The following is a 19,978-nucleotide window of genomic DNA, read 5'->3' on the forward strand; positions in this document are numbered from 1 at the left end:
ATGTCGGATAGTCCAAAAACACTCTTGCTCGTCGACGGATCGAGCTATTTGTATCGCGCTTATCACGCTCTGCCGGACCTGAGGAATGGAGAGGGTCTGCCCACAGGGGCAATCTACGGCATGATCAACATGCTGCGCAAGCTGCGCAACGATTACCCGGCAGAGTATAGCGCCTGCGTGTTCGACGCGAAGGGCAAGACCTTCCGCGACGACATGTATCCGGCCTACAAGGAACACCGGCCGTCCATGCCGGAAGACCTGGCGCGCCAGATCGAGCCGATCCACGAAGCCGTGCGCGCGCTGGGCTGGCCGATCGTGGTGGTCGACGGCGTCGAGGCCGACGACGTGATCGGCACGCTGTCGCGCCAGGCCACCGAGCAGGGCGTGCGTACGGTTGTATCCACCGGCGACAAGGACCTGGCGCAGCTGGTCAACGACCGGGTCACGCTGGTCAACACCATGAGCGGCGAAGTGCTCGATCCCCCGGGCGTGGCGGCCAAGTTCGGCGTGCCGCCCGAGCGCATCATCGACTACCTGTCGCTGATCGGCGATGCGGTGGACAACGTCCCCGGCGTGCCCAAGGTGGGCCCCAAGACCGCAGTCAAATGGCTGGCCGAGCATGGCTCGCTCGACGGCGTGATGGCCGCCGCGCCGGGCATGAAGGGCGTGGTCGGCGAAAACCTGCGCAATACGCTCGACTGGCTGCCGATGGCGCGCCAGCTGGTCACGGTCAAGACTGACTGCGACCTGAGCAAGGCGGTGGCGGATTTCCACGCGCTGCGCGAGACCGGCGAGGACAAGGACAAGCTGGTCGAATTCTTCCAGCGCTACGGCTTCAAGACCTGGTTGCGCGAGGCCACCGGTGAACGCCTGCCGGATTCGCGTACCCAGGCGCGCGCGCACGCCCGCGCCCGCGCGGCCGCGGCACCGGCGCAGGGCGGCCTGTTCGATGCGCCGGCCGCGTCCGCTGACAATGTGGCCCAGGCAACGGAAGAGAGCGCGCCCACCGAGATCCGCTACGAGACGGTCACCACCCAGGGCATGCTGGAAGACTGGATGCGGCGCATCGAGGCCGCGCCGCTGGTAGCGATCGATACCGAGACCGATTCGCTCGACCCCATGCAGGCGCAGCTGGTCGGCATCTCCTTGTCGGTGACGCCGGGCGAAGCCTGCTACATCCCCGTGGCGCACCGCGGCCCGGACGTGGCCGGCCTGCCAGAGCACGGGCAGCTCTCGCGTGAATTCGTGCTGGAGCGCATGCGCGCCTGGCTCGAGGATGCCAGCCGCCCCAAGCTCGGCCAGAACCTGAAATACGACATCCACGTCTTCGCCAACCATGGCGTGACGCTGCGCGGCGTGGCGCACGACACCATGCTGCAGAGCTACGTGCTGGCATCGCACCGCAACCACGGCATGGACAGCCTGGCCGAGCGGCTGCTCAGCCTGAAGACCATCACCTACGAGGAAGTGTGCGGCAAGGGCGCCGGCCAGATCTGCTTCGACCAGATCGACCTGGCGCGCGCCACCGAGTACGCCGCCGAAGACGCGGACGTGACGCTGCGCCTGCACCGCAAGATGTTCCCGCAGGTGGAAGGCGCCGCGGGGCTGCGCCGGGTGTACGAAGAGATCGAGATGCCGGTCTCCGTGGTGCTGCAGAAGATCGAGCGCAACGGCGTGCTGATCGACGCCGAACGCCTGGCCGCGCAGAGCGCCGAGCTGGGCCAGCGCATGCTGGCGCTGGAGCAGTCCGCCTATGAGGCCGCCGGCCAGCCGTTCAACCTCGGTTCGCCCAAGCAGATCGGCGAGATCCTGTTCAACCAGATGAAGCTGCCGGTGGTGAAGAAGACCGCCAGCGGCGCGCCGTCGACCGACGAAGAGGTGTTGCAGAAGCTGGCCGAGGACTACCCGCTGCCCAAGCTGCTGCTCGACTACCGCGGCCTGGCCAAGCTCAAGTCCACCTACACCGACAAGCTGCCCAGGATGGTCAATGCGCGCACCGGCCGCGTGCACACCAGCTACGGGCAAGCGACCGCGGTGACGGGCCGGCTGGCATCGACCGAACCCAACCTGCAGAACATCCCGGTGCGCACCGAGGAGGGCCGCCGCATCCGCGAAGCCTTTATCGCCGAGCCGGGCAGCGTGATCGTATCGGCCGACTACTCGCAGATCGAGCTGCGCATCATGGCCCATATCTCGGGCGACGAGAACCTGCTGCGCGCCTTCGCCAACGGCGAGGACATCCACCGCGCCACCGCTGCCGAGATCTTCGGCGTGGAGCGCGATGCGGTCAGCAGCGAGCAGCGCCGCTATGCCAAGGTCATCAACTTCGGCCTGATCTACGGCATGAGCGCGTTCGGGCTGGCCAGCAACCTGGGCATCGAACGCGAAGCGGCCAAGCACTATATCGACCGCTACTTCATGCGCTACCCCGGCGTGGCGCACTACATGGAAGAAACCCGGCAGACCGCGCGCGAGCAGGGCTATGTCGAGACCGTGTTCGGCCGCCGGCTGTGGCTGCCCGACATCAACGGCGGCAGCGGCCCGCGCCGCCAGGCCGCCGAGCGCGCCGCCATCAACGCGCCGATGCAGGGCACGGCCGCCGACCTGATCAAGCTGTCGATGATCGCGGTGCAGGGCTGGCTGGAGCGCGACGGGCTGCAGACGCGCCAGATCATGCAGGTGCACGATGAACTGGTGCTGGAAGTGCCCGAGCATGAGCTGGAACTGGTGAAGGCGCGCCTGCCGGAGCTGATGTGCACGGTGGCGCAGTTGCGCGTGCCGCTGGTGGCCGAGGTGGGCAGCGGCGCCAACTGGGAAGAAGCGCACTGAAGTTGAGCGGACAACCTCCGCCCGCGATGCATGGTGGTATCGATTGAAGCGACTGCTGAGTCGGTTTATGCGGCTTGCCATGCATGCTGCAATGCAGCAGACTGTGGTTCATGCCTCAGGCACGGATTTCACAATACGCATCGGGTAGACCATGACAGAAGCAAAGGCGCACCGCATCGTAGTCGTCGGCGGCGGGGCAGGAGGGCTGGAACTGGTAACCAGGCTGGGCGACAAGCTTGGCAGGAAGGGAACAGCGCAGGTGGTCCTGGTGGACCGCCTGCCGACCCACATCTGGAAACCGCTGCTGCATGAAGTTGCCGCCGGCAGCATGGATCCGAACACGCACCAGCTCGAATACGCGGCGCAGGCGCGCTGGCACCATTTCGAGTTCCAGCAGGGCGAGCTGACCGGCATCGACCGCACGCGCAAGACCATCGCGGTGTCGGCCTGCAATGACCAGGACGGCGCGGAGCTGCTGCCCGCGCGCGAGCTGCCGTACGACACGCTGGTGCTGTCGATCGGCTGCGTCACCCATTTCTTCGGCGTGCCCGGCGCCGCCGAACACGCCATCGCGCTCGATACCGTGGCGCAGGCGGAACGCTTCCGCAAGCGCCTGATCGCCGCCTGCGTGCGTGCGCAGAACGGGCGCGGGCGCATGGGCGAGGATGGCCGTCCGCGCGTGGACGTGGCCATCATCGGAGCCGGCGCCACCGGCGTCGAACTGTCGGCCGAGCTGCGCAACACCGCGCATGTGCTCAGCGCCTATGGCCTGCACCGCCTCGATCCGCGCCGCGACGTGCGCATCCATGTGATCGAGGCCGGCCCGCGCATCCTGCCGGCGCTGTCGGAGCGCGTCTCCGCAGAAACCGCCAAGCTGCTGAAGAAGCTCGATGTCGATGTCTTTACCAGCGAGCGCGTCACCGAGGTCACGCCGCAGGCTGTGCTGACCGCCAGCGGCAAGACCATCGATGCCGACCTCACGGTATGGGCCGCGGGCATTACCGCGCCGCAGGTGCTGGCCACGCTGGCCCTGCCGACCAGCCGCCAGGGCCAGGTCGTGGTCGGCCCAACGCTGCAGAGCGAGGGCGATCCCGACATCTTCGCCTTCGGCGACTGCGCCAGCTGCCCGTGGCCGGAGAAGCAGACCTCGGTGCCGCCGCGCGCGCAGGCGGCGCACCAGCAGGCGACCTTCCTCTACCAGGCGCTGTGCGCGCGGCTCGAAGGCAAGCCGCTGCCGTCGTTCGCTTTCAAGGACTTCGGTTCGCTGGTGTCGCTGGGACACTTCAGCGCGGTGGGCAGCCTGATGGGCGGGCTGATCGGCGGCTCGATGTTTATCGAAGGGCTGATGGCGCGTGTCATGTACACCTCGCTGTACCGGATGCACGTGATGGCGCTGCACGGTGCGGTCGGCATGGCGCTGGATACCGTGTCGCACTGGCTGCGCAGCAAGACCAGCCCGCGGGTGAAATTGCACTGAGGCTGCACCGAGGCTGCACTGAGCGGAACGTCGTGCCAGCATGCGCACGAAGCGTCATGTCTGCTTAGAATCGGTGGCTGGCGATTTTTGGCGCGCCAGCCACCCACGTTCCTGGAGACATGCATGCTCAAACCTGAAGTGGAAAGCCTCGTCCCCGGCCAGACCTTCGACCGCCGCGGCTTCGTCAAGACCGCGCTCGGTTCCGCCTTCGCCGCAGCCGCCCTGCCGGTGATGGCCCAGCAGGCGATCAAGACCGATTTCGCCGGCCTGACCGCCGGCGAGGTCACGATTCCGTCCGGCGGCTTCAACATGCCTGTCTACCGGGCCCAGCCGGAAGGCAAGAAGAACCTCCCGGTGGTGCTGGTCGTCAGCGAGATCTTCGGCGTGCACGAGTACATCGCCGATATCTGCCGGCGCTTCGCCAAGCTTGGCTACCTGGCGATCGCGCCCGAGCTGTTCGCGCGCCAGGGCGACCCGCAGAGCTTCGGTTCCATCCAGGAACTGCAGCGCGAGGTGATCGCCAAGGTCTCCGACGCCCAGGTCATGGGCGACCTCGACGCCGCGGTGGCCTGGGCCCGCACCAATGGCGGCGACGTGTCGCGGCTCGGCATCACCGGCTTTTGCTGGGGCGGCCGCATCGCCTGGCTGTTCGCGGCGCACAGCCGCCAGCTCAAGGCCGCCGTGGCCTGGTACGGCCAGCTGTCGCCCGAGCCGGCGCCGCTGAAGCCAAAGAACCCGATCGACCTTGTCGGCCAGCTGCATGCGCCGGTGCTCGGCCTGTACGGCGGCAAGGACACAGGCATCCCGCTGGAGCATGTGGAGAAGATGAAGGCTGCGCTGGCGGCGTCGCCCGACCCTGACGCCAAGGCCTCGCGCTTCGTCATCTATCCCGAGTCCGGCCATGCTTTTCACGCCGATTACCGTCCCAGCTACCGCGAGGCGGACGCCAAGGACGGCTGGCAAAAGTGCCTGGCCTGGTTCAAGCAGCAGGGCGTGGCGTGATCCGTTCGGGGTGACCTGGCCGACAGCAGGATTGCAAAGTCCCGGCGGATACGTACAATGCGGCCTTTGAGTTATTGCAACATTGTTGCGTTTGCCGCCCGGCGCAATGCGGGCGGAACGGCGGGGCTGCTTGGCGTGCTTTAAGGTGCTTTAAGGTGCTTAAGGTACGTAAGGGATGGCTGAAAGGCCGGCAGCGTCGCCACCTGGGAGCCCATCATCCATTCGACGCTTTTGTACATCCTGCTCGCCGCCATGATCTCGGGCGTGGGCAGCATCTTCGGGGCGGCGCTGCTGTCGCTGACGGTGGCGTCCCGCGTGGTCGAGCGCATGGTGAGCTTCTCGGTGGGCGTTCTGCTTGCCACCGCGCTGCTGCATTCGCTGCCGGAGGCGTTCGAGTCCGGCGCCGACCCGCGCGCGCTGTTCGGCACGCTGCTGGCGGGGCTGCTGGGCTTCTTCCTGCTGGAGAAGATTTCGCTGCTGCGCCACTCGCACCACCACGAGGGCGACGGGCACCACCACCACCACGGCCATGACCGCGAAGAGGCGGGGCGCAGCGGCCTGACCATCCTGGTGGGCGACACCTTCCATAACTTTGCCGACGGCATCGTGATCGCGGCGGCCTTCCTGGCCGACCCGCATATCGGCGTGGTCACTGCGCTGGCGATCGCCGCGCACGAGATCCCGCAGGAAGTGGGCGACTTCATCGTGCTGCTCAACGCCGGCTTCTCCAAGGCGCGCGCCTTCGCCTTCAACCTGCTGTCGAGCGTGGCGGCCCTCGCCGGCGGCCTGGTCGGGTATTTCCTGCTCGACGAGATGAGCGGCTGGGTCCCTTACGTACTGGTGATCGCCGCCAGCAGCTTCCTCTATATCGCCGTCAGCGACCTGATGCCGCAGATGCAGCGCAAGCCGCGCTGGCGCGAGTCGGCGATCCAGGTGGTGCTGGTGGCCGCGGGGATTTCGGCGATCGTCTTTATCACCAACGGCGTGCACGAGCGGCACAGCCACGGGCACGGCGGCGCCGCGCCGGTGGCAACTTCGCACTAGGCAGGAACGTCAGGCCCGGATCGTCAGGTGGCGGTCGCCACCGGGCGCGCCGGGTCGGCGCACCATTCGCTCCACGAGCCCGGATAGAGCGCCGCGCCGCCCAGTCCGGCCGCTTCCAGCGCCAGCAGGTTGTGGCAGGCCGTGACGCCTGAACCGCACTGCATCACCGCCTGCGCGGGCGCGCGCTGGCCCAGCACGGCGCCGAACTCGGCGCGCAGCGTTTCCGGCGACTTGAAACGGCCTTCGGCGTCGAGGTTGTCCTTGAAGAAGCGGTTGACGGCCCCGGGAATATGGCCTCCGACCGGATCCAGCGTTTCGTTCTCGCCGCGGAAGCGGTCGGGCGCGCGTGCGTCGACAACCAGCAGCGCGGCGCGGTCGAGGTTGGCGAGCAGGGCGGCGGCGTCCACCGTCGGCACCAGCGATTCGCGGCGCGAGATCTTGCCGGGAAACTCAGGCTCCGGGGTGGCCTCATGCTCCAGCGGCATGCCCGCCTTGATCCAGGCGTCCTTGCCGCCGTCCAGCACCGCGACCTCGCCATGGCCGATCCAGCGCAGCAGCCACCAGAGCCGGGCGGCGAACATGCCGCCCTGCGCGTCGTAGGCCACCACCGGGGTGTCGTCTTCCACGCCCAGCGCCTGCAGCCGCGCGACGAAGTCGTCGGCGTCGGGCAGGGGATGGCGGCCGTTGCTGCCGGTCTTGCGGCCCGAAAGTTCGTTGTCCAGGTGCAGGTAGAACGCGCCCGGCAGGTGGCCGGCGTGGTACGCCTCGCGGCCGGCGGCGGGGTTGGCCAGGTCGAAGCTGCAGTCGATCACGACGCACCGGCCGTTGCCGGCCAGCAGCGCCTGCAGTGCGGTGACGGAAATCAGCGGTTTCTGCATGGGAATCCTGTAGCAAGCGAAGGGAACGAAAGCTTAACGGATGCTACACCTCGGGATGCACTTCCGCCTCCGGCGACTTGACCGGCGTGGCCGGCGTCGGCTTGGCGTCGGTGCCCTGGCGGGCGCGCATCAGCGTGGTGGCGATGCCGCTGGCGATGATCAGCCCCATGCCCAGCCACGACAGCCAGTTGAGCTGGTCGGACCAGATCAGCATGCCCCAGACACTGGAAAAGACGATGCCGGCATATTGCAGGTTGGCGGTCAGCAGGGTGTTGCCGCGCTTGTAGGCGCGCGTCATCGCGGTCTGGCCCAGCGTCGCCAGGATGCCGATGGCCAGCAGCAGGCCGACGCCATACCAGGTATGCGGGCTCACGCCCGAGATCAGCATCCACGCCAGGCCGGCGATCATGCCGACCAGCGAGAAATAGAACACGATGCGGCCCTCGGGCTCGCCCAGCTGGCCAAGCTGGCGCACCTCGACATACGCCAGCGCGGTAAAGACCCCCGAGATCAGGCCGACCAGGCCGCCGGTAAGCTGGTCCTTGCCAACCGACGGCTGCAGCAGGCAGATCACGCCGGCAAAGGACAGCAGGATCGCCAGCACCAGGCGCCGGTCGGCATTGCCGGCGGTGCCGGCCAGGGCGGCGCTGGCGCCGAGGATCAGCGCGATCCACACCGGCGACATGTAGTTCAGCGTCATCGCGGTCGCCAGCGGCAGCAGCGTGATCGAGGTGAACCACAGCATCAGTGCGGTGACCCCGAACACGCTGCGCTTGATATGCGACAGCATGTACGGCGTGCGCACCGGCACGCCGCGCGACGACAACAGCACCCACATGATGACCACGCTGATCAGGCCACGGTAGAACACGATTTCGCCGGTGGTGTACAGGTCGGATGCCAGCTTGACGCCCACCCCCATCAACGAGAACGAGAAGGCGGCGAACAGCATCCAGAGCGATTGCATGGCGGGGGCGCGGGGGGCGAGGTGTGGCGTGGTGTTGCGAGGGTCTTGCGAAAGACGCGGGCGGCGACGGCTCGGCCCGGCATTGCGGAGCAATGATTCTATCAGCGCACATCGCGCCCTAAAGCAAAACGGACCGCCGCAGCGGTCCGTGATGGCGCAAGGCGTGCGGTTATCGCACTAGCCCTGGTATGACATGGCGCGGCGATACCACTCGTGGAAGTGCTGCATGCCATCTTCCATCGGCGACTGGTATGGCCCGACCTCGCTGGTGCCGCGCTTCATCAGCGCCAGCCGGCCGGCGTCCATGCGCTCGGCGATCTCGTCGTCCTCGACGCAGGTTTCCATATAGGCGGCGCGCTCGGCCTCGACGAATTCGCGCTCGAACAGCGCGATTTCCTCGGGGTAGTAGAACTCCACCACGTTGCGGGTCTTGCGCGCACCCAGCGGGTGCAGCGTCGAGATCACCAGCACGTTCGGGTACCACTCCACCATGATGTTGGGGTAGTAGGTCAGCCAGATCGCGCCGTGCTTGGGCAGCACGCCGTTGTTGAAGCGCAGCACCGCGTCGTGCCATTTCTGGTACGTCGGGCTGCCGGGGCGCTTCAGGCCCGCATGCAGGCCCACGGTCTGCACGCTGTGCCATTCGCCGAACTCCCATTTCAGGTCGTCGCACGAGACAAAGCTGCCGAGCCCCGGATGGAACGGCACGACGTGGTAATCCTCCAGATAGACCTCGATAAAGGTCTTCCAGTTGTAGTCGCAGTCGTGCACCTCGACGTGGTCGAGCATGTATCCGTCGAAGTTCAGGTCCTGGGCCACGCCCAATCTGGCGAGGTCGGCACGCACGTCACGCTTGCCGTCGAACAGCAGCCCGTTCCAGTTCTGCAGTGGGGAGCGCTTCAGGTGCAGGCACGGCTGCTGGTCGAAATGCGGCGCGCCGAGCAGTTCGCCCTTGAGGTCGTAGGTCCAGCGGTGCAGGGGGCAGACGATGTTCTGCTTGTTGCCGCGGCCGTTGAGCATGATGGCCTGGCGGTGGCGGCACACGTTGGACATCAGTTCCACGCCGGCGGCATTGCGCACCAGCATGCGGCCCTCGTCCTCGGCCTTGAGCGTGTGGTAGTCGCCGACCTCCGGAACCATCAGTTCGTGGCCGACGTAGCCCGGGCCTTGCCTGAACAGCAGTTCGAGTTCTTGTTGATGCAGCGTTTCGTCGAAGTAGACGCCGACGGGCAGTTGCGTATCAGCCGGCGCCAACTTGAGCGCGGTGCTGAGATTGGACATTATCCCCACTCCCAGATGAACAGGTGAAAGCAGTGAACAACCCAACCATCGAAAATTGAATCGATTTGGGAAAGACAGCCGCGGGTTTGGCAAGGATGCGCCAGACCCTCGCGGCGAGCGGGAGATTGTACCCGACCCAAAAAGTTAAGGGACTGATTTTTTTGCGTTTTTAGCGAAAAAGTCGACCCGGGTCGTCATTGGGGTGCCGTACCGGCCGCATTCGGAAAGACGACCCAAGCGCACAAGTCACATATGCCCCGGCGGCACTCCGCGCGCGTGCTCAAGGATGGGGCAAGCGCCGGCTTTGGCGTAAAATCCGGGCTTCCCCATCCGGGTTTTCCCCCGGCGCCATATTTTCAGGGCCCTACATGCCAAAGACGACGACCGCCGCGGTCCAGACCGAAAACACCATCACGGACTCCGCGCCGCCCGCTTCCTATGAAGCGGCGATGGCCGAGCTCGAGACCCTGGTGGCCAGCATGGAGAGCGGCGAACTGCCGCTCGAGGCCTCGCTGGCGGCCTACCGCCGCGGCGCCGAGCTGGTGCGCTACTGCCAGCAGAAGCTGGAGCGCGTGGAGCAGCAGGTCAGGGTGCTGGAAGGCGAGGTACTGAAGCCGCTCGCCGGCGAAGGCAACGGGGCCAACGGGATCAATGGCGCGCAGGGGGCGGACGAGGCATGACCGATTTCGCCCAGTGGATGCAGGCGCAGGGCGCCCGTACCGAAGCCGCGCTGCGGGCGGCGTTGCCCGATGCCAACACCGTGCCGCATACGCTGCACGAAGCCATGCGCTATGCTGCACTGAGCGGCGGCAAGCGCGTGCGGCCGCTGCTGGTGCACGCTGCCGGCGAGGTCAGCGGGGCCGACCCCGCAGCCTGCGATGCGGCGGCTTGCGCGGTGGAGATGATCCACGCCTACTCGCTGGTCCACGACGACATGCCGTGCATGGACGACGACGACCTGCGCCGCGGCCGGCCTACCGTGCACAAGGCTTACGATGAGGCCACCGCGCTGCTGGTGGGCGATGCGCTGCAGACCCAGGCCTTCATCGTGCTGGCCGGCGCCGACATACTGAGCCCCGCGGCACGGCTGAAGCTGGTGGCCGAGCTGGCGCAGGCATCGGGTTCGACCGGCATGGCCGGCGGCCAGGCGATCGACCTGCAGAACGTGGGCCGCGCCATGACGCGCGGCGCGCTCGAGGCCATGCACCGGATGAAGACCGGTGCGCTGCTGCGCGCCAGCGTGCGCATGGGCGCGCTGTGTGGCGAAATCGACGCCAGCGGGCTGGCCGAGCTGGACAAGTATGCGGCGGCGGTGGGATTGGCGTTCCAGGTGGTTGACGATATTCTGGACGTCACCGCGGATACCGCCACGCTGGGCAAGACCGCCGGCAAGGACGCCGCGCACGACAAGCCGACCTACGTGTCGCTGATGGGGCTGGCGGCGGCGCGCGACCTGGCCGGGGCGTTGCGCACCGAGGCGCATGCGGCGCTGGCCGGCTTTGGCAGCCGCGCGGCCCGCCTGGCCGACCTGGCGGACCTGATCGTGCTGCGCACACACTGAATTGACGAGCCGGACGAAAGAATCCGGCGGCCGAACGGACACTATGACCTACGCACTCCTCAAGAAGATCGACGCCCCCGCAGACCTGCGCAAGCTGGACCGGCGCGAGCTACAGACGCTGGCCGAAGAGCTGCGCGCCTACGTGCTGGAATCGGTCTCGCAGACCGGCGGGCACCTCTCTTCGAACCTCGGCACGGTCGAACTGACCATCGCACTGCATTACGTCTTCAACACTCCCGATGACCGGCTGGTGTGGGACGTGGGCCACCAGAGCTACCCGCACAAGATCCTGACCGGGCGCCGCGAGCGCATGGGCACGCTGCGCCAGTGGGGCGGCATCTCGGGCTTCCCGCGCCGCAGCGAGAGCGAGTACGACACCTTCGGCACCGCGCATTCGTCGACCTCGATCTCGGCCGCGCTTGGCATGGCGCTGGGCGCGCGCACGCTGGGCCAGAAGGGCGTCTCGGTGGCGGTGATCGGCGATGGCGCCATGACCGCGGGCATGGCCTTCGAGGCGCTGAACAACGCCGGCGTGTACAAGGACCTGCCGCTGGTGGTGGTGCTCAACGACAACGACATGTCGATCTCGCCGCCGGTGGGCGCGCTCAACCGCCACCTGGCGCGGCTGCTGAGCGGCCAGTTCTATGCGGCCACCAAGAAGGGCATCGAGAAGGTGCTGTCGGTGGCGCCGCCGGTGCTGGAATTTGCCAAGCGCTTCGAGGAACACGCCAAGGGCATGATGGTGCCGGCGACGCTGTTCGAGGAATTCGGCTTCAATTACATCGGCCCGATCGACGGCCACGACCTGAACTCGCTGGTGCCGACGCTGCAGAACATCCGCGAGCGCGCGCTGGAAGGCGCCGGTCCGCAGTTCCTGCACGTGGTGACCAAGAAGGGCCAGGGCTACAAGCTGGCCGAGGCCGACCCGATCCTGTACCACGGCCCGGGCAAGTTCAACCCGGCCGAAGGCATCCGCCCGGCCGCCAAGCCCGCGCGCAAGACGTATACGCAGGTGTTCGGCGAATGGCTGTGCGACATGGCCGCCGCCGACAAGCGCCTGGTCGGCATTACCCCGGCGATGCGCGAAGGCTCGGGCATGGTCGAGTTCGAGAAGCGCTTCCCGGACCGTTACTACGACGTCGGCATCGCCGAGCAGCACGCGGTGACCTTCGCCGGCGGCCTGGCCTGCGAGGGCCTGAAGCCGGTGGTGGCGATCTACTCCACCTTCCTGCAGCGCGGCTATGACCAGTTGATCCATGACGTGGCGCTGCAGAACCTGCCGGTGGTGTTCGCGCTGGACCGCGCCGGCCTGGTCGGCGCCGACGGCGCCACCCACGCGGGTGCCTACGATATCGCCTACCTGCGCTGCATCCCCAACATGATGGTGATGACGCCGTCGGATGAAAACGAGTGCCGCCAGCTGCTGACCACGGCGTTCCACCAGACTTGTCCTACCGCGGTGCGCTATCCGCGCGGCTCCGGCCCGGGTGCGGTGATTGCCGCCGAACTGGCCGGCGTGCCGGTCGGCAAGGGCGTGGTGCGCCGCGAAGGCACCGGGCGCGCCGGCCAGCGTGTCGGCTTCCTGGCCTTCGGCTCGATGCTGCATCCGGCCCTCGGTGCAGCCGAGGCGCTGGATGCGACCGTTGCCGACATGCGCTTCGTCAAGCCGCTCGACGTGGAGCTGGTCAAGCGCCTGGCCGCCGGGAACGACTTCCTCGTCACGGTGGAAGAGGGCAGCGTGATGGGCGGCGCGGGCAGCGCTGTGCTCGAGGCGCTCGCCGAAGCCGGCATCGATATCCCGGTGCTGGTACTGGGCCTGCCCGACCGTTTCGTCGACCATGGCGACCCGGCCTACCTGCTGCAGCAGTGCGGGCTGGACGCAGCCGGCATCGAGCGCTCGGTGCGGCAGCGCTTCGGCCTGGACCAGCCCAAGGTCACGGTCGCTTCGCGCGTGGCCTGACCGCTGCCGGCGTGTTCCCGTGCGGGTGGCTGAGATCACCCGCGCCGGCCAAGGGGATTCGGCCCTCGGCAACGAGTGCGTCCGAATTCCCTTAAACTTCCCTTTTTTGTGTTCGCAGCTGCGGGTCGGCGCACCCTGTGCCGGGTCCCGTGGTTTCACACTCGTTGCGCGGCATGATGGACTGCGAAGATGCCGCGACCGTAAGGACCTGTGCCAACCGCTGGCGCAGCCCTGGAGGAAACCGTAGATGAATGACATCAATCCCGCCTTCGTGATGCCCGACGTCCAGTCGAGCCTCGACACCCGCCAGATTCCCATCCAGCGCGTCGGTGTCAAGGGCGTGCGATATCCCGTGACCCTGAAGACCCCGACCGGCACCGTGCCGAGCGTGGGTACCTTCAACCTCGACGTGCATCTGCCGGCGGACCAGAAGGGCACGCACATGTCGCGCTTCGTCGCGCTGCTGGAAGAAGAGCGCGCGCCGCTGGAGCTGGCCAGCTTCCGCCTGCTGCTCGACAAGATGCTGGAAAAGCTGGAAGCCGAGGCGGGCCGCATCGAGGTCACCTTCCCGTACTTCATCAGCAAGATCGCGCCGGTGTCGGGCGTGGAGTCGCTGCTGGACTATGAGGTCACGCTGACCGGCGAAGTGCGCAACGGCCAGACGCGCGTGTTCCTGAAGGCAGTGGTGCCGGTGACCAGCCTGTGCCCGTGCTCGAAGAAGATCTCGCAGTATGGCGCGCATAACCAGCGCTCGCACATCACGATGGACGTGGAACTGGCCGCAGAGCTGCCGGTGGAAGCGCTGGTGAGGATGGCCGAGGAAGAGGCGTCGTGCGAACTGTGGGGGCTGCTCAAGCGCCCGGACGAGAAGTTCGTCACCGAGCGTGCCTACGAGAACCCCAAGTTCGTCGAAGACCTGGTGCGCGATATCGCGATGCGGCTGAATGCGGATGACCGCATCGTGGCCTATGTGCTGGAGGCGGAGAACTTCGAGTCGATCCACAACCACAGCGCGTATGCGGTGATCGAGCGGGACAAGCGGGTGAACTGATCCCGTGGGTCGCTGAAAAGGAAAAAGCCACCGCATGCGGTGGCTTTTTCCTTTGCGAGCATTGTCAGGCTGCGGACGGCAGCCGGATATCCGCCAGGTCCCACCTCGGCGTCACGCCATAGCCATACTCGCGTCGCGCCAGCTCAGGCGCCGCCTGCAGCCGCATCGCGCCGGCAAATGCAATCATCGCGCCGTTATCGGTACAGAACGCCAGATCCGGGTAGTAGACCTCGACCTTGCGTTGCTTGCCGAGCTGGTCCAGCCGCTCGCGCAACTGGCGGTTGGCGCCGACGCCGCCGGCCACCACCAGCCGCTTGTGGCCGGTCTGCTTCAGCGCCGCGAACGACTTGGCCGCCAGCACATCGACGATGGCATCGACAAAGGCCCGCGCCAGGTTGGCCCGATCCTGCTCGCAGGTATTGGACAGCTTGCGGGTTTGCGTCAGCACCGCGGTCTTCAGCCCCGCGAAGGAAAAATCGAGATTGCCCGAATGCAGCATCGGCCGCGGCAGCGCGAACGCGCCCGGCGTGCCGAACTCGGCCAGCCGCGACACCTCCGGCCCGCCGGGATACCCCAGCCCGAGCAGCTTGGCGGTCTTGTCGAAGGCCTCGCCCGCGGCGTCGTCCAGCGTCTCGCCCAGCAGCGTGTAGTCGCCGATGCCTCGCACATCCATCAGCTGGGTATGCCCGCCCGACACCAGCAGCGCCACGAACGGGAACGGCGGCGGCTCGCGCGTCAGCAGCGGCGACAGCAGGTGGCCCTCCAGGTGGTGCACGCCGACCATCGGCACATTCAGCGCGAAGCCCAGCGCGTTGGCCACCGAGGCGCCGACCAGCAGCGCGCCGGCAAGGCCCGGCCCCTGGGTAAAGGCGATGGCGTCGATGTCCCGGCGGGTGCGGCCGGCATCGGCCAGCACCTGCTCGAGCAATGGCAGCACACGGCGGATATGGTCGCGCGAGGCGAGTTCGGGGACCACGCCACCGTAGTCGCGGTGCATGGCGATCTGCGAATGCAGTGCATGCGACAGCAGGCCGGCCTCGGTGTCATAGAGGGCCAGCCCGGTTTCGTCGCAGGAAGATTCGATGCCGAGGACAAGCATGGGGAAGAAGCTGAACGCCGCCGCAAAAAGGCGAAACGGCCGTTGAAACAACCGGTTGCAGGAAGCGCGCAGGGTAGCACAGCGGCGCGCGTCGCGCTTTTCGCTACAATCTGCCCTTTCTTGAGCGGTGGCAACAGATGGATTGGCGAGGCAAGCAATGAGCGGGGCGACGGGAACCCGGACAGGCCGGTATGACGTGGCCGTGCTGGGCGCGGGCGCGGCCGGCATGATGTGTGCCGCCGTCGCCGGACAGAACGGCGCCAGCGTGGTGCTGGTCGATCACGCTACCAGGCTGGCCGAGAAAATCCGCATTTCCGGCGGCGGTCGCTGCAATTTCACCAACCTGCAGGCGGGGCCGGCCAACTACCTGTCGTCCAATCCGCACTTCTGCCGTTCGGCGCTGGCCCGCTACACGCCACAGGACTTCCTCGACCTGATGCGCCGCCACGGCATTGCCTGGCATGAAAAGCATCGCGGCCAGCTGTTTTGCAATGACAGCGCCGAAGATGTGATCGCGATGCTGCGCGCCGAATGCGACACCGGCCGTGTGCGTTGGCAGACCGGCTGTTCGGTGGCGGAAGTCCGTCGCGAGGGCGACGACTTCGTGTTGCTGACCTCCACCGGCACGATCCGCGCCGGCGCACTGGTGGTGGCGACCGGCGGGCTGTCGATCCCCAAGATCGGCGCCACCGACTTCGGCTACCGCATCGCGCGCCAGTTCGGGCTGGGCATCGTCGAAACCCGGCCGGCGCTGGTGCCGCTGACCTTCGACGGCAAGGACTGGGCTCCGTTCGCGCCGCTGGCCGGCGTGTCGCTGGAAGTGGATGTCGCCACCGGCAACGGCAAGGCGGCCGGCGCGTTCCGCGAAGACGTGCTGTGGACCCACCGCGGGTTGTCCGGGCCGGCGGTGCTGCAGATTTCCAGCTACTGGAAGCCGGGCACGCCGGTCGCCATCGACCTGTTCGACGGCGAAGACGCGGCGGCGTGGCTGCTGGAGCAGAAGGGCGGCAGCCGCAAGCACCTTGGCAACCTGCTGGCGCAGCGGCTGCCGGCGCGGCTGGCCGACGCGTGGTGCACGGCCGCCGGCGTCGATGCCACCATGCCGCTGCATGACGTCACGGACAAGGGCCTGCGCAAGCTTGGCGCATCGCTCAACGACTGGCGCATTGTGCCGTCGGGTACCGAAGGCTACCGCAAGGCCGAAGTGACGATCGGCGGCGTCGATACCCGAGCATTGTCCTCGACGACGATGATGGCGCGCGAAGTGCCAGGGCTCTACTTCATTGGCGAGGTGGTCGACGTGACCGGCTGGCTGGGCGGCTACAACTTCCAATGGGCCTGGGCGTCCGCGGTCGCGGCAGGCAAGGCGGTGGCGGAGGCCAGCCGCAGCGCTGCCGCCGGGCAGTCAGTGGCCTGACCGTCGATCCTGTTTGTGATCAGGGCGGCGCTTTCCCGGTGTCCGTTGCCCGCCACTTCCGTGCTCGGGGCTTGGTGCTACAATCCAGAACTTCGTAAAGCCGCTATCCCGAAAATCTTTATTTTCTGGCCAAATGACTACGGTCCGTCTCAAGGAAAACGAGCCTTTTGAAGTCGCCTTGCGCCGTTTCAAGCGCGCCATCGAAAAGAACGGGCTGATCTCCGAATTGCGGGCCCGCGAGTTTTACGAAAAGCCCACCGCCGAGCGCAAGCGCAAGGAGGCCGCTGCCGAGAAGCGCCATTACAAGCGCATCCGCAGCCAGATGCTGCCGAAGAAGCTGTTCTGAACCGGGCCTCGCGTTTGCACCAACCCGCTGTGGCGCACGCTTCGGCGGGTTTTTGCGTTATGGACCTTGCAGGGCCTTGCAGCGAGCGGCTTTTGCCGCCACCTGTGAGTGTCCACCCACTTTCTGGAAGATCACGATGTCCCTCAAAGCCCGTATCAGCGAAGACATGAAGAACGCCATGCGTGCCCGCGAAACCGAGCGCCTCGGCACCATCCGCCTGCTGCTGGCCGCGATCAAGCAGCGCGAGGTCGACGAGCGCACGGAACTCGACGATACCGCCGTGCTGGCCGTGGTCGAGAAGCTGATCAAGCAACGCAAGGACTCGATCTCCCAGTTCCAGCAGGCTGGCCGCAACGACCTGGCCGACAAGGAGCTGGCCGAAGTCGAGGTGCTGAAGGTCTATATGCCCGCCGCGCTGTCCGAAGCCGAAGTCGCCGCCGAGGTCCAGCAGGCGGTTGCCGCCACCGGGGCGGCCGGCCCGCAGGACATGGGCAAGGTCATGGGCGTGCTCAAGGGCAAGCTCGCCGGCCGTGCCGACATGACGGCGGTGTCGGCGCTGGTCAAGGCTGCGCTGGCACCGAAGTAAGTGCTGATTTAATCAGATATAGGCGTGATGCATGCCGAATCCGATGGATTCGGCGTAGATGCACGGAGTTAATAACATTGCGGGCGGCCTGGGCGCGCTGCACTACAATATTCCGATAAGCAACCGGGCGTCGTACCGGTCACGCATTCCTAGAAATTGCCTCCCGTCGCGGGACGGCCAAGCCTCAGGACGGTCAGTCGGGTGATTCCGCAATCCTTTATTCAGGACCTGCTCAACCGTGTCGACATTGTCGATGTGGTGGGCAAGTATGTGCAGTTGAAGAAGGGCGGCGCGAATTTCATGGGGCTGTGCCCTTTCCATAACGAGAAATCGCCGTCTTTCACGGTCTCGCCGACCAAGCAGTTCTACCACTGCTTCGGTTGCGGCGCGCATGGCTCGGCCATTGGTTTCCTGATGGAGTATTCGGGGCAGTCCTACCCGGAGGCGGTGCGCGAGCTGGCCCAGTCGGTCGGCATGACCGTGCCGGAAGAGCGCGACCGGCTGCCGCCGGGCCAGCGCGCCGAGCAGCAGGCCCGCTCGGTGGCGCTGTCCGACGCCATGGCCCGCGCGACCGAGTTCTACCGCCGCCAGCTGCGCACCGCGCCGCAGGCCGTCCAGTACCTGAAGGGACGCGGACTGACCGGCGAGATCGCCGCGCAGTTCGGCCTGGGTTATGCGCCAGACGACTGGCAGGGGCTGGAAGCGGTTTTCGGCGGCTATCGCGACGACAATATCGCCGCGCCGCTGGTCGAGGCCGGCCTGCTGATCGAAAGCGACAAGCGCGACCCCGACGGCAAGCCGCGGCGCTATGACCGCTTTCGTGACCGCATCATGTTCCCCATCCGCAACACCAAGGGGGCCGTGATCGGCTTCGGCGGCCGCGTCATGGGGCAGGGCGAGCCCAAGTACCTGAACTCGCCGGAAACCCCGTTGTTCAGCAAGGGCACGGAACTGTATGGCCTGTTCGAGGCGCGCCACGCCATCCGGGAAACCGGCTACGTATTGGTGGTCGAAGGGTATATGGACGTGGTGGCGCTTGCCCAGCTCGGTTTTGCCAATGCCGTGGCTACCCTCGGCACGGCATGTACGCCAGTGCATGTGCAGAAGTTGCTGCGCCAGACCGACGCGGTGGTGTTCTCGTTCGATGGCGATGCCGCCGGACGCCGTGCGGCGCGAAGGGCGCTCGAAGCCTGCCTGCCGCACGTAGCCGACAACAAGACCATCCGCTTCCTCTTCCTGCCGGCCGAGCATGATCCCGACAGCTACGTGCGGGAAGAGGGCACCGAGGCCTTTGCCACGCAGGTGCGCAACGCCATGCCGCTCTCGCGCTTCCTGCTGCAGTCGGTGACCGAAGAGCTTGACTTGCGCCAGCCGGAAGGTCGCGCCCGGGCGCAGTACGAGGCCAAGCCGCTGCTGCAGGCGATGCCGGCCGGTGGCCTGCGGCTACAGATTGTGCGCGAACTTGCCGATGCCACGGGTACGACGCCTGCGGAGATTGAGGCCATCTGCGGCCTGCGCAGCGATCCGGTCCGTGTGGGCCGTTTCGAGAAGCCGCGCCCCCGGGCCAGGCGGCAGGCGCCGACCGGCCTGGAGCAGCGCGTGATCCAGTTGCTGATGTGCTATCCGGCGCTGTCGGCACGGCTCGACGAAGACGCGCGTGCCCTGCTTCTGGATGGCGAGGGCGGCATGGGCGGAGAGAGCGAAGTGCTGACGCACCTTGTGTCGACGTGCGACGGGCTGCAGGGCGAAGTGAATTTTGCGGCATTCAGCGAGCAGCTGGCCCAGTCGCCATACGCCGAGATGTATGCGGCCGCGCGTACCGCCGTGCTGAAGGAGGAGATCGAAGAGGCGCCTGCCACGCAGGAGTTCGATGCCGCCATCACCAAGCTGCTGGCCGAGCCATTGCGGCGCGAACTCGACATGCTTCAGGCTGAAGTGGTGGCAGGGACCGCCGATGAGGCGGCCAAGCAGCGCATGCGCTGGCTGGTGGGGGAGATCCACCGGCGGCGCCAACTTGGCTGAAGCGTCGCGGCGCAACGGCTATCAACCTGGAGGCAGTGTCAGGCGTTGGATGAGTGGCTAGGCCGGCATCGCTGAGCTTAAGCCTTGATTTTTCAGGTGAAAACCTCACCTGACAGGAAGCTGGCTATCCGTGGCGTGCTACAATAGCCGGTTTGGATTGCGAAATCTTTCTTCCCAGTTCTGGTGAAAGTGAGCGTGCCAATGGCAAAGGCCAAAGCAACCGAAAAGGTTACAACGAAGGCTCCCCAATCAGGGAGCGGCAAGGCGTCTGCAAAAACGACGGCGGCGAAGACATCGACCGCGCCAGTCAAGACACCAGCCCGGTCTGCGCCATCCAAGTCCGTGCGTAGCGCGCAAGCGCCCGCCGTGACCACTCCTGCCAGGACTCGCACATCCAAGGAAACACAGGCCTCGACTTCGGCACGCGAGGGCGCCAGTACGAGCGGCAAGGTTGCCGT

At 66.7% G+C, this 19,978-nt stretch carries 17 protein-coding genes; 12 read left to right on the forward strand and 5 right to left on the reverse strand.

The features are described from left to right. The 4 genes from polA (at position 1) to K309_RS0105820 (ending at position 6,352) form a co-directional block, all read left to right on the forward strand. Positions 1–2,829: a DNA polymerase I gene (gene polA, locus K309_RS0105805; protein ID WP_029045540.1), complete on the forward strand. Its 2,829-nt coding sequence runs from the start codon at positions 1–3 to the stop codon at positions 2,827–2,829. A gap of 151 nt (positions 2,830–2,980) precedes the next feature. Continuing rightward, positions 2,981–4,306: an NAD(P)/FAD-dependent oxidoreductase gene (locus tag K309_RS0105810; protein WP_029045541.1), complete on the forward strand. Its 1,326-nt coding sequence runs from the start codon at positions 2,981–2,983 to the stop codon at positions 4,304–4,306. Positions 4,307–4,429: 123 nt separating this feature from the next. After that, positions 4,430–5,308 carry a dienelactone hydrolase family protein gene (locus K309_RS0105815; protein ID WP_029045542.1) on the forward strand — a complete coding sequence of 293 codons (879 nt, stop codon included), beginning with the start codon at positions 4,430–4,432 and terminating at the stop codon, positions 5,306–5,308. A gap of 252 nt (positions 5,309–5,560) precedes the next feature. Continuing rightward, complete coding sequence (locus K309_RS0105820; protein ID WP_232232320.1) at positions 5,561–6,352, forward strand: ZIP family metal transporter; 792 nt, start codon at positions 5,561–5,563, stop codon at positions 6,350–6,352. 23 nt (positions 6,353–6,375) lie between these two features. On the opposite strand, the gene K309_RS0105825 is transcribed toward K309_RS0105820, so the two are convergent. The 3 genes from K309_RS0105825 to K309_RS0105835 form a co-directional block, all read right to left on the reverse strand. Then, the gene (locus K309_RS0105825; protein WP_029045544.1) at positions 6,376–7,230 is read right to left on the reverse strand and encodes a sulfurtransferase; all 855 of its coding nucleotides are present in this window, start codon (positions 7,228–7,230) and stop codon (positions 6,376–6,378) included. Between the two features lie 43 nt (positions 7,231–7,273). Beyond that, complete coding sequence (locus tag K309_RS0105830) at positions 7,274–8,197, reverse strand: DMT family transporter (RefSeq protein ID WP_029045545.1); 924 nt, start codon at positions 8,195–8,197, stop codon at positions 7,274–7,276. A 177-nt stretch (positions 8,198–8,374) separates the two neighbouring features. Beyond that, positions 8,375–9,478, reverse strand: coding sequence for an aromatic ring-hydroxylating oxygenase subunit alpha (locus tag K309_RS0105835; RefSeq protein ID WP_029045546.1), 1,104 nt, complete (start codon positions 9,476–9,478; stop codon positions 8,375–8,377). A 368-nt stretch (positions 9,479–9,846) separates the two neighbouring features. Here K309_RS0105835 and K309_RS0105840 point away from each other — a divergent pair, with 368 nt between their 5' ends. The 4 genes from K309_RS0105840 (at position 9,847) to folE2 (ending at position 14,050) form a co-directional block, all read left to right on the forward strand. Beyond that, positions 9,847–10,158 (forward strand): exodeoxyribonuclease VII small subunit, encoded by a 312-nt coding sequence (locus K309_RS0105840; RefSeq protein ID WP_029045547.1) that lies wholly within the window; start codon positions 9,847–9,849, stop codon positions 10,156–10,158. After that, positions 10,155–11,039: a polyprenyl synthetase family protein gene (locus K309_RS0105845; RefSeq protein WP_029045548.1), complete on the forward strand. Its 885-nt coding sequence runs from the start codon at positions 10,155–10,157 to the stop codon at positions 11,037–11,039. The genes K309_RS0105840 and K309_RS0105845 overlap by 4 nt, the downstream gene beginning before the upstream one ends. 43 nt (positions 11,040–11,082) lie before the next feature. Beyond that, positions 11,083–12,999, forward strand: coding sequence for a 1-deoxy-D-xylulose-5-phosphate synthase (gene dxs, locus K309_RS0105850; protein WP_029045549.1), 1,917 nt, complete (start codon positions 11,083–11,085; stop codon positions 12,997–12,999). A gap of 247 nt (positions 13,000–13,246) precedes the next feature. Beyond that, positions 13,247–14,050, forward strand: a complete 804-nt coding sequence (gene folE2, locus K309_RS0105855; RefSeq protein ID WP_029045550.1) for a GTP cyclohydrolase FolE2 — start codon at positions 13,247–13,249, stop codon at positions 14,048–14,050. Between the two features lie 64 nt (positions 14,051–14,114). Here the strand turns inward: folE2 and tsaD are convergent, their stop codons facing one another. Further along, entirely contained in the window at positions 14,115–15,149 is a 1,035-nt protein-coding gene (gene tsaD / locus K309_RS0105860) for a tRNA (adenosine(37)-N6)-threonylcarbamoyltransferase complex transferase subunit TsaD (RefSeq protein ID WP_029045551.1), read from the reverse strand. Positions 15,150–15,306: 157 nt separating this feature from the next. Here tsaD and K309_RS0105865 point away from each other — a divergent pair, with 157 nt between their 5' ends. The 4 genes from K309_RS0105865 (at position 15,307) to dnaG (ending at position 19,520) form a co-directional block, all read left to right on the forward strand. Continuing rightward, on the forward strand, positions 15,307–16,566 hold the full coding sequence (locus K309_RS0105865; RefSeq protein ID WP_029045552.1) for a BaiN/RdsA family NAD(P)/FAD-dependent oxidoreductase: 1,260 nt from the start codon (positions 15,307–15,309) through the stop codon (positions 16,564–16,566). A gap of 133 nt (positions 16,567–16,699) precedes the next feature. Beyond that, positions 16,700–16,912, forward strand: coding sequence for a 30S ribosomal protein S21 (rpsU, locus tag K309_RS0105870; RefSeq protein ID WP_029045553.1), 213 nt, complete (start codon positions 16,700–16,702; stop codon positions 16,910–16,912). A gap of 136 nt (positions 16,913–17,048) precedes the next feature. Then, the gene (locus tag K309_RS0105875; RefSeq protein WP_029045554.1) at positions 17,049–17,498 is read left to right on the forward strand and encodes a GatB/YqeY domain-containing protein; all 450 of its coding nucleotides are present in this window, start codon (positions 17,049–17,051) and stop codon (positions 17,496–17,498) included. A gap of 201 nt (positions 17,499–17,699) precedes the next feature. Beyond that, positions 17,700–19,520, forward strand: coding sequence for a DNA primase (gene dnaG / locus K309_RS0105880; RefSeq protein ID WP_029045555.1), 1,821 nt, complete (start codon positions 17,700–17,702; stop codon positions 19,518–19,520). Between the two features lie 92 nt (positions 19,521–19,612). On the opposite strand, the gene K309_RS42385 is transcribed toward dnaG, so the two are convergent. Beyond that, the gene (locus K309_RS42385; protein ID WP_029045556.1) at positions 19,613–19,969 is read right to left on the reverse strand and encodes a hypothetical protein; all 357 of its coding nucleotides are present in this window, start codon (positions 19,967–19,969) and stop codon (positions 19,613–19,615) included. Positions 19,970–19,978 lie beyond the last annotated feature (9 nt).

Source organism: Cupriavidus phytohabitans, from assembly GCF_000426345.1.
Classification (GTDB): Bacteria; Pseudomonadota; Gammaproteobacteria; order Burkholderiales; family Burkholderiaceae; genus Cupriavidus.

Coding starts and splice junctions, on each gene's coding strand:
- polA (WP_029045540.1), top strand. CDS start 1: ATGTCGGATAGTCCAAAAACACTCTTGCTCGTCGACGGATCGAGCTAT.
- K309_RS0105810 (WP_029045541.1), top strand. CDS start 2,981: ATGACAGAAGCAAAGGCGCACCGCATCGTAGTCGTCGGCGGCGGGGCA.
- K309_RS0105815 (WP_029045542.1), top strand. CDS start 4,430: ATGCTCAAACCTGAAGTGGAAAGCCTCGTCCCCGGCCAGACCTTCGAC.
- K309_RS0105820 (WP_232232320.1), top strand. CDS start 5,561: ATGATCTCGGGCGTGGGCAGCATCTTCGGGGCGGCGCTGCTGTCGCTG.
- K309_RS0105825 (WP_029045544.1), bottom strand. CDS start 7,230: ATGCAGAAACCGCTGATTTCCGTCACCGCACTGCAGGCGCTGCTGGCC.
- K309_RS0105830 (WP_029045545.1), bottom strand. CDS start 8,197: ATGCAATCGCTCTGGATGCTGTTCGCCGCCTTCTCGTTCTCGTTGATG.
- K309_RS0105835 (WP_029045546.1), bottom strand. CDS start 9,478: ATGTCCAATCTCAGCACCGCGCTCAAGTTGGCGCCGGCTGATACGCAA.
- K309_RS0105840 (WP_029045547.1), top strand. CDS start 9,847: ATGCCAAAGACGACGACCGCCGCGGTCCAGACCGAAAACACCATCACG.
- K309_RS0105845 (WP_029045548.1), top strand. CDS start 10,155: ATGACCGATTTCGCCCAGTGGATGCAGGCGCAGGGCGCCCGTACCGAA.
- dxs (WP_029045549.1), top strand. CDS start 11,083: ATGACCTACGCACTCCTCAAGAAGATCGACGCCCCCGCAGACCTGCGC.
- folE2 (WP_029045550.1), top strand. CDS start 13,247: ATGAATGACATCAATCCCGCCTTCGTGATGCCCGACGTCCAGTCGAGC.
- tsaD (WP_029045551.1), bottom strand. CDS start 15,149: ATGCTTGTCCTCGGCATCGAATCTTCCTGCGACGAAACCGGGCTGGCC.
- K309_RS0105865 (WP_029045552.1), top strand. CDS start 15,307: ATGAGCGGGGCGACGGGAACCCGGACAGGCCGGTATGACGTGGCCGTG.
- rpsU (WP_029045553.1), top strand. CDS start 16,700: ATGACTACGGTCCGTCTCAAGGAAAACGAGCCTTTTGAAGTCGCCTTG.
- K309_RS0105875 (WP_029045554.1), top strand. CDS start 17,049: ATGTCCCTCAAAGCCCGTATCAGCGAAGACATGAAGAACGCCATGCGT.